General features: G+C 56.7%; 6 protein-coding genes. All 6 read left to right on the forward strand.

Translation table 11 applies throughout. From position 1 onward, the window contains the following. Positions 1-236 precede the first annotated feature (236 nt). The gene (locus tag BQ8794_RS20930) at positions 237-1,163 is read left to right on the forward strand and encodes a DUF3616 domain-containing protein (protein WP_077380584.1); all 927 of its coding nucleotides are present in this window, start codon (positions 237-239) and stop codon (positions 1,161-1,163) included. Positions 1,164-1,244: 81 nt separating this feature from the next. After that, a complete protein-coding gene (locus BQ8794_RS34955; RefSeq protein WP_143744638.1) occupies positions 1,245-1,559 on the forward strand; it encodes a hypothetical protein in 315 nt (104 codons plus the stop codon). A gap of 392 nt (positions 1,560-1,951) precedes the next feature. Beyond that, positions 1,952-2,686, forward strand: coding sequence for a M12 family metallopeptidase (locus BQ8794_RS36075; RefSeq protein ID WP_210189850.1), 735 nt, complete (start codon positions 1,952-1,954; stop codon positions 2,684-2,686). 96 nt (positions 2,687-2,782) lie between these two features. Next, positions 2,783-3,943, forward strand: coding sequence for a S1 family peptidase (locus BQ8794_RS20940; RefSeq protein ID WP_077380586.1), 1,161 nt, complete (start codon positions 2,783-2,785; stop codon positions 3,941-3,943). 406 nt (positions 3,944-4,349) lie between these two features. Continuing rightward, positions 4,350-5,816: a tyrosinase family protein gene (locus BQ8794_RS20945; protein WP_077380587.1), complete on the forward strand. Its 1,467-nt coding sequence runs from the start codon at positions 4,350-4,352 to the stop codon at positions 5,814-5,816. Continuing rightward, positions 5,813-6,280 (forward strand): hypothetical protein (locus BQ8794_RS20950; protein ID WP_143744639.1); only part of this gene is annotated, 468 nt, incomplete at its 3' end. The genes BQ8794_RS20945 and BQ8794_RS20950, both read left to right, overlap by 4 nt.

Here is a 6,280-nt window from a genome sequence, read left to right on the forward strand (position 1 = left end):
TTCAGGCACAACAAGGCGGAGCTAAGAAGCCCAGCTTGACAGATGCGAAACTTGCCTCCTGGATAAGTTGGAGAAAAGTTTTGGAAACGTGCCCTGCGCATTACTTAAGCAGACCCGACGTTGGATACCCCGGGCTAAAAGCGCAGCCTTGTTCTACAAAAGTAAAGATTAGCGAACTTGATCTTGCGCGATCGAGCCATTTAAGCGAAGATGCGTGCCGAAGTGAGTACCATCCAATGGTCGGTAGGTTAGGCGGAGCCTTCGCTGGCGTTCTTGTAGCGGCAACAATCCCCGCCTACTCCCTTGCGGCTCCTTTTCAATACTCTGGATTGTGTGAGGCCTCTGGCGCAGCGGCGCTAGATGCAACGCATTTTGCAGTCGCAAGTGACGAGAGCAACACGGTCAGGATCTATAAACGGGGCGTTCCTGACCCGGTCGGCAAAGTTAATTTTGAGGATTTTATCGGAGCAGATAAATCTGACCTCGAAGGTGCCGCGGCCGTTGAAGGCCGTCTTTACTGGATCAGTTCCCACTCCTTCAACAAGGCTGGAGAAGATAAGCCGAAACGAAAGCGCTTCATTGCTACGGATATAACGGCTGGGAGCGCTGGGCCGACTTTGGCCGGCGCCGGCGTGTCGAGGGGCGATCTAAGAAATGCACTTGCCATTGCGGCCGACGTTCAGAGGTCAGAGGTTAATATTGAAGGCTTGGCGGCTGCCGAGAACGGCGCCTTACTCGTGGGTTTCCGCAGCCCACAAAAAAACGGCGACGCTATTGTAGTCGAGTTCAGTAATCCCTCCGAGGTCGTCAATTCGGGCGAAACAGCGGCTAAGTTCGGAACTGTATGGACCCTCCAGTTAAGAGGTCTCGGCATTCGTAGTATTGAACTGATCCCCGGCTCTCCGCAGACGTACCTCATAGCCGCAGGCCCTGCCGCCGATTCCCAAGAGTTCGCTCTTTATCGATGGTCTCCGAGTTCGACAGTGCCACTTGCGAAGCTTGACAGTTCGTCCCTTGCAGGAATGAGACCCGAAGCGTTGTTCGTGATTCCCGGCACAAGTGTAATTCAAGTCCTTAGTGATGACGGGAGTGATGAGTGCAGTGACGAGAGCACACCGGAAAGGGACCGACACTTTCGTAGTGTCGATATCGAAATTGACTAGGAGACTGAAGTTAAATTAGCTGATTGCCTGGCAACAATACAAGACTAGAATAATGCTTTCTGTTATAAAAAGGGGACACCAATGACGAAACGACTGCAAATCGGATTGATTGGCATCACTCTAATTGTTACGGGCTGCACGACGGCCACGCCGCCGGCCGGGGGTAACAGGACATCTTCCATCGTTAGCGATGCTACCGCACAGGCGAGAAGTCTCTGCGCATTCGTTCCGACCGCGGAAACAATTCTGGCATTAATCGCCACTGGACAGCCACAGCTTACTATCGCAGCTGGAATTGCGAAAGCAATCTGCAACGCGGTAGTGCCTAAACCAGGGAGCGCGCCGGGAACACCAACCGTCGCCGGCGTTGTTATTAAAGGCTCTTTTGAACGCTGAAGTTCTTTGCAAATGCTATGATCGTGTAGAAGTCATCGTAAATGAACAGCGGTGAGGAACGTAGCGAGTGGCCTTCAGTCCGTTGGCACCTGCCAAAGGGCGTCGATGTTCTCACAACTCTTGCCACCAGATCTGCCTTTATGCTTGGCGAAGCCTATATTGGGTGGTTAGGCAGGGGACTGTACGGCGGCTTTTTTAAGTTACCCGTACAGTGAACTGTTCCATCTGTGACATGAACGGGCTTTCGGTCCGCTCCAAACCGATGGTATAGGAACGCCACAGCTTTACGCACCAAACCCGCGTAGAAAATCGTCGAGAAGAATGTATGATTGCTTTGTGGACGAATGGCGACAGGGATCGTAATGGGCAGGATCTGCATTGGTCCGCGAAGCATGGCCGGCGTGATGTTGCTCGGCATCTTGACTGCCGTTTCCGGGGTCTTCCTGCGCTCTTGGTGGGCTCAAGCTCAGGACAGCACGGAACTGGAAGCTTTCATCGATCGCGCAGGGCTTTGGGATTCCGTACGCGTTCCGGTTTGTTGGGAGCCCAGCGCAGCCGAGTTTCCAGAGGCGAAGCTCTGGGTGCAGGAGTCCGTCAAGACATTTATCGAGGGTCAATCAGACGTGCGGTTTTTGCGCTGGGATAACTGTGCGCCTGCAGACGCCACTATCCACATTATCCACATAACCGTTTCCGACGAGCACCCGTACAGCTATGTCGGCAGGCAGTTTGCGCGAAACACCGACGGCACGGTGCAGCGGGACGCCTTCGAAAAACCCATCGCAGTGCCCACGCCCATGGTTCTGAACTTCACGTTCGCGGCGGCCTTCAACGATGTGCTTAACGACAACTGCGGTGGCGACAACGAGCACTGCATCCGAGCCATCGCTGTGCACGAGTTCCTGCACGCTTTAGGGTTCCTGCACGAGCAACTACGTCCTGACGCGCCTGATAAATGCAAGAACCGTTTCGATCATTCGCGCGACTTTCCTGGTTGGGAGCCGCTCTCGGTCGGCGACTACGACCCGGAATCGCATATGAACTACTGTGCCAATATGTATCGGAAACCTATCAAGCTAAGTGTGCAAGATGTCGCAATCCTGAACAAGTTCTACCGTTTTCAGTAAGAGGAGTGTGTCGGTTTGCCTTGGGCCGCCGGGTTTTCTGTACGATGCCATGGAGGCATCGTCGGGCTGTGTCTCGCGCTGGCTGCGACTTGGAGCATGGCGGCCGCCGCGCAGGAGAACCCGTGGACGGAGGAACGGCAGAAGGCCGTTGTCCGCGTCGAGGTACCGGTGCCGAGCAAGGACAAGCCGAGCGTTGGCACCGGCTTCATCGTGGAGGGCAGGAGCGACGACTATTACGTGATCACGTCAACTCATACCGTGTTGCCGGACCACGACCCCGATGCTTCTCCTCCCGCCGAGTGCCTTCCGCTCAACAAACAAACGCGCCTTTTCCGGGTTAACCGTGGCGGCTTGGAGCTGCTGGGAAATTGCGTTCGCCATCTCGGCAACGATATATCGCTGATCTTACTCGAACCTGGGGACGGCAAATTCCCCACGCTGCGGCTCTCGCGGCGTGAGCCAAAAAATCGCGATTGGCTCTTCATCGCCGGCTATCCCGAGGGTGGTCGGTTGGATGCGAACCGATCGGCCCAAGTCACGCGATGGGACTCAGCGAACAAGACCGTTATCACCGCTATGCTGACGACAGGGGGAATGAGCGGCGGCCCCTACCTTGATGCCGGCGGCTCGGTCGTCGGAGTTCATCGCGGCGGGCTCCGGTTCGAGGCCGGCCACGCCCGTATGACCCCGATCTGGACTATGAAGAACGAGCTTGAACGTTACCTGCCCGAGATTCAGGAAGATTATCGGGAAGAGGAACCGCAGGAGGTAAGGCACCGAATTCAAGTTACTGTGTTCGCAAAGCCTAATTTTGGTGGCCGCGAGGGTATCCAATTGGGGCTGCTGTTGGACAAGAGAATTTTCAAGATCGAGACTCTGGATTCCTCATCTGATCGCTCGTGCAAACTTTCAAATGCCCTTTTTATCAATCGATCAGCTGTCCCTCCTGTAAGGGTGCAAGAGGTTCTCAATGCCCTGAAAACGATTGGTTTTTATCCCCAGACCATTCAAATTGAAAGGTCGTTCCGATATGGAGGGCAGCACCAGATCCAAATTGGCAATATGGATATCGAGCCGGATGATGGCCCGCTTGATCCTACAGAGATTGATCGCCTTATTGCTATACCTAGTGAGAGGTTTTGGAATGCGCTTTACCGGCAAGAAGGGGTCGATATTCTGGATCGAAAAGTTGTACAATATGCCGGAGTGCCGGCTCCGGGTACATGCCTACCACCCCCCCCAAATGACCCCCGATGAGGATCATAGAAATCCCAAAATCGCGAGCAATGGCTGAACCGGGCCGTTGGTGACAGCAGGCCGGCGCGGCCAACACGGAGTCGATCGAGCGTTCGTTCCGGCACGATCGGGTGTAGGGCATTGCTGAAAAAGAGAGATTAGGTCAATACCCGGTGGGTACCGGATCATCGAACGTAGCACCATGGGCCAGCACGGGATGGCCGTGAATGCGACGATTGATCGGGATCTGAGCTGTCAACTGAGGATAGCAGCTTTTTGGCTCCATGCCTTCCCGCAATGGAAATGGCCGGATGCTGTTCACAGTGATCCTCTACCTCTTCGTTGTGTTTTTGCGGCTTAAAGCTATACTTCAAAAAGCATCTCGCCCCATTTAGCGAGAACGCCTTACCTACTGCTGGGGGCCAACATGCAGCACTTGTCCCGTCGCTTCGTTCTGGGCTCCGGCGTTGTCGGGATCGGTCTCGGTGCCATCCCGTTCCCGATTTGGTTCCGCACGTTCGCCGCCGCACAGTCAGCAAGGACCCGATTCAGTGCTCTCACTAGCGACGGCCAGGCGACACTGGTCAAATATCAGGCCGCGGTCGAGACGATGGCCAGTACGCCCGAAGGCGATCCTCGGTCCTGGATTTTCCAGTGGTATATCCATGGAGTGAGGGGAGACACCGACAAGTCAGCCGAAATTGAGAGAATCTATGGCGGGCAAACCACCACACACAGCAGCTTAGCGGCGGATGTTTGGGACACCTGTCAACCACATTTCGGCGGCGACTCGGAGATGTTCCTGCCGTGGCATCGCATGCAACTTTTCTTTTTCGAGGATATCATCCGCGGAGTTCTTAGCGACGAAAGCTTCGCTCTCCCCTACTGGAACTATCTTGCTAAGACAACTTCCGCACGGGCGATACCCGCCGAGTTCAGGAGCAGCGGCAACTCGCTTTGGCGCGCAAACCGCAATTCCGGCATCAATGCGGGCAACCCGATCATTCCACCGAACAGCGATAGTGTGAATGCATTCGCCTTGCGGGAGCGGTCGTTCGGGCGGCGCGGAGAAGCAGGCGGATTCACGAGGACGGTGCAGGGCAACCCGCACAACATCGTCCACGGGCGCGTGGGGGACGTGATCAACATGGGCAGCGTCGCCTGGGCGGCGAACGACCCGATTTTCCCGCTGCACCATTGCAGCGTTGATCGTCTTTGGGCGAGTTGGGTCGCGAACGAAGGCGCGAACCCGACAGACCGCGTTTGGCTGGACCGCAAGTTCGTCTTCGCCGACAGGCGGGGCGAGCGCGTCGAAGCGGCCGTCCGGGATTTCCTTGACATCGAGGCGCTTGGATACCGCTATGATGAGCTCGAGGCGGGTCCGCAGTTGGGATCCGTCGTAGCGGTGGGCCGAACCGAGCCAGGCGCGGCAGCCGCTGCACAGGGCGGCCGGCTCGAACCGCGCGTGCTAGCCGCGGCGGAGATCAGCGGGCTCAGCGCAGATTTGACTGTCACGGCGGCCGCAGTGCCGCCGGGCGCAGCGGCCGCGGCCCCGCCCGACCTGCAAGAGGCTGTAGTGAACGCTGACGAGCTCATCCTGGTCCTGGAGGATCTTCGATCGGACGCGGCGTCGGACGTGCTTTATGATGTTTATCTGGAGACGGCCGACGCGGAGCGACCCAAGTCCGAGTACGTCGGCAGCTTCAATTTCTTCGACAACGCGGGGCATGGTCACGGAGGCACTGACAGGCGGGACGTGCGCCTGAATATCACGGCGATCGCCAAGGATCTGGCGCGTCGCGATCTGTTGGTGACTGATCCCAAGGTCAATCTCGTGGCCAGCGGCGGTGAACCCCGCCCCATAACCGGGACGATTAGCATAGTCGAACAATGATGCGCTGGAGGGCTTACCGGACGGTATTCGTCCTGGTCTCGACGCTGGTAGCATTCCCATACGCGGGTACTGCCGCCTCGCGGCATTCCTCCGAAGTTACGCAACAACAATTTTCGGGTGCACGAGATTGGAGGGACTGCCAACCAACCGCCCAGCCGCTGATTCTTGCCTCGGCCGGGGGTGCGCTCCACAATCCCGATGCGATCGAGATCGACGTTGACGGGGCGGACATTCCGCTTGTCCCTTTAGATCCGCTCGTCACGCTCCAGGCGCTCGGTCCGGCTTGGGAATTCTACTTGGTGATCGAGAAAGTTCATGCGCAGGTTCAGCCCGGTGTCATTTTAGGCGTCTATTTCGGACTCGATGATGCCGCCCGGAGGGATCGTGTTTTCCTGTTCGATTTTTACTTGTATGACGCGATTGCCCCCGCGCCACCACAGACTTATCGCCACAACATCACCGAG

The organism is Mesorhizobium prunaredense (genome assembly GCF_900156895.1).
Lineage (GTDB): Bacteria > Pseudomonadota > Alphaproteobacteria > Rhizobiales > Rhizobiaceae > Mesorhizobium > Mesorhizobium prunaredense.

Coding starts and splice junctions, on each gene's coding strand:
- BQ8794_RS20930 (WP_077380584.1), top strand. CDS start 237: ATGGTCGGTAGGTTAGGCGGAGCCTTCGCTGGCGTTCTTGTAGCGGCA.
- BQ8794_RS34955 (WP_143744638.1), top strand. CDS start 1,245: ATGACGAAACGACTGCAAATCGGATTGATTGGCATCACTCTAATTGTT.
- BQ8794_RS36075 (WP_210189850.1), top strand. CDS start 1,952: ATGGCCGGCGTGATGTTGCTCGGCATCTTGACTGCCGTTTCCGGGGTC.
- BQ8794_RS20940 (WP_077380586.1), top strand. CDS start 2,783: ATGGCGGCCGCCGCGCAGGAGAACCCGTGGACGGAGGAACGGCAGAAG.
- BQ8794_RS20945 (WP_077380587.1), top strand. CDS start 4,350: ATGCAGCACTTGTCCCGTCGCTTCGTTCTGGGCTCCGGCGTTGTCGGG.